Genomic DNA, 1,525 nt, shown 5'->3' on the forward strand with positions numbered 1-1,525 from the left:
TCCTTGAGTTTTAACGTGTGGTGGTTTTCTTGCCTCGTCGGCTGTTTTTGCGGTGGGTGGGGTAGCGGGTCCGGGGTGGTCGGGTGGAGCCGGTGGGGCGTCCGGGGCCGGGTTGGGTGGTTTTCGGTGGGTTGGCCGGGGTGCCGGTCAACCCACGAACTCGCCGAAAATCGCGTCGGACCCGCCGCGGTGACATGGTCTCGGGTGGCTGGGGTTTCTCCCAGGGCAGCCGCAGGTCGCGGGCGACGCTGCGGGCGAGGCGCAGCTGGGTGTAGGCGGCCAGCACCAGCCAGCTCCACCGCAACGCCGTGTCCGGGTGCATCGGCGCCGGGGTGGTCCACCCCAGGTCGTGTTTGAGGAACCGGAACGTGTGCTCGAGATCGAACCGCCGCTGATAGGCAGCGAAGATGGTGACCAGATCCAGCCGGGTGGGCCCGGCGTGCCACAACCACATCGGCCCGGCCGGGTCCCCACCGCCGGGCAGCCGCTCGATCTCGACCCGCAGCACCGTCCCGGCCACGATCGGCAGTGGCCCGTCGTGGTCTTTCCAGTGGCCGTCACGGATCAGCCGGCGGTGCCGGGTGTCCCAGGCCGAGAGCCTGACCCGGCCGTAACGCGGCGAGTCCACGGTGACGGCCCGGTCGGGTGTGGTGAGCGTGTCGGGCTTGTTCAGAGCGATCTTGTCCCCATGCCGGCGTCGCCGCCCCCGCATCCCCGCCTGCAGTGGCGGCGGTTCGGCGTGGAACACCTGGTTGGACCGCAACCGGCCGACAATGTGCACCAGCCCGGCGTGGTGATGGCTCAAAGCCATCAGGTCGTACTCGGCGTCGAACACGAACCCCGGCGTCTCCGCCCGGCCGGCCTCGGCCAGGCCGGCATGGACCCGCTCGAGCGCGGCCAGCGTGACCGCGGTCAGCGTGTCGGCAGGCCCGAGCCGGGCCAGGTCCACCGGCGCGGTCCAGGAGGTCGGTCCCCACTCGAGTGCGGCCATCACCGCGAACGGCCACCCTGAGGTCACCGGGGACCCGGCCAGCGTGCGGGCGGACTTGTCATGGATCATCAGCCGCTGCGGCGAGCACACCGCTTCCGGGCGGGCCCAGTTCGACACATCCCCGGCCAGCCACACCAGCCCGTCCCGGCCCGCGGGCACCGCCGCCAGCAGCAACCGCCGCAGCCGGGCCTGGTCGATCCGGCCCCAGGTCAGCGCGGCATACACACTGCCATGACCACGACGGAACTCCGGCTCCAGCGACAACCCCGGCAGCGACCCCACCCGTCCCGACGCGGACGCCAGCGCATCAGCCAGCTCGAACATCGCATCAGCACGCCTGGTCAGACACCGGTGAAACCCCGCCCGCCACCCCGCCAGCAACCCCGCCGTGTCCTGCCCGCCCACGTCCTGCACACTGATCACGCAGCCCTTGGTTTTGGATCTTCTTCCCTAGACAAGAAGAAGCATCAACCAAGGGCTGCCCCCATGACCAACCAGGGCACCCCCAACGACCCCGACGTTAAAACTCAAGGA

1 protein-coding gene is annotated in these 1,525 nt (G+C 70.2%); it reads right to left on the minus strand.

Features of this window, described 5'->3' with window-relative positions:
* Nucleotides 1-10 precede the first annotated feature (10 nt).
* Nucleotides 11-1,414, minus strand: coding sequence for an NF041680 family putative transposase (locus tag CF165_RS49660; RefSeq protein WP_338023756.1), 1,404 nt, complete (start codon nt 1,412-1,414; stop codon nt 11-13).
* Nucleotides 1,415-1,525: the final 111 nt, after the last annotated feature.

Origin of the sequence: Amycolatopsis vastitatis, from assembly GCF_002234595.1 — a bacterium.
Classification (GTDB): Bacteria; Actinomycetota; Actinomycetes; order Mycobacteriales; family Pseudonocardiaceae; genus Amycolatopsis; species Amycolatopsis vastitatis.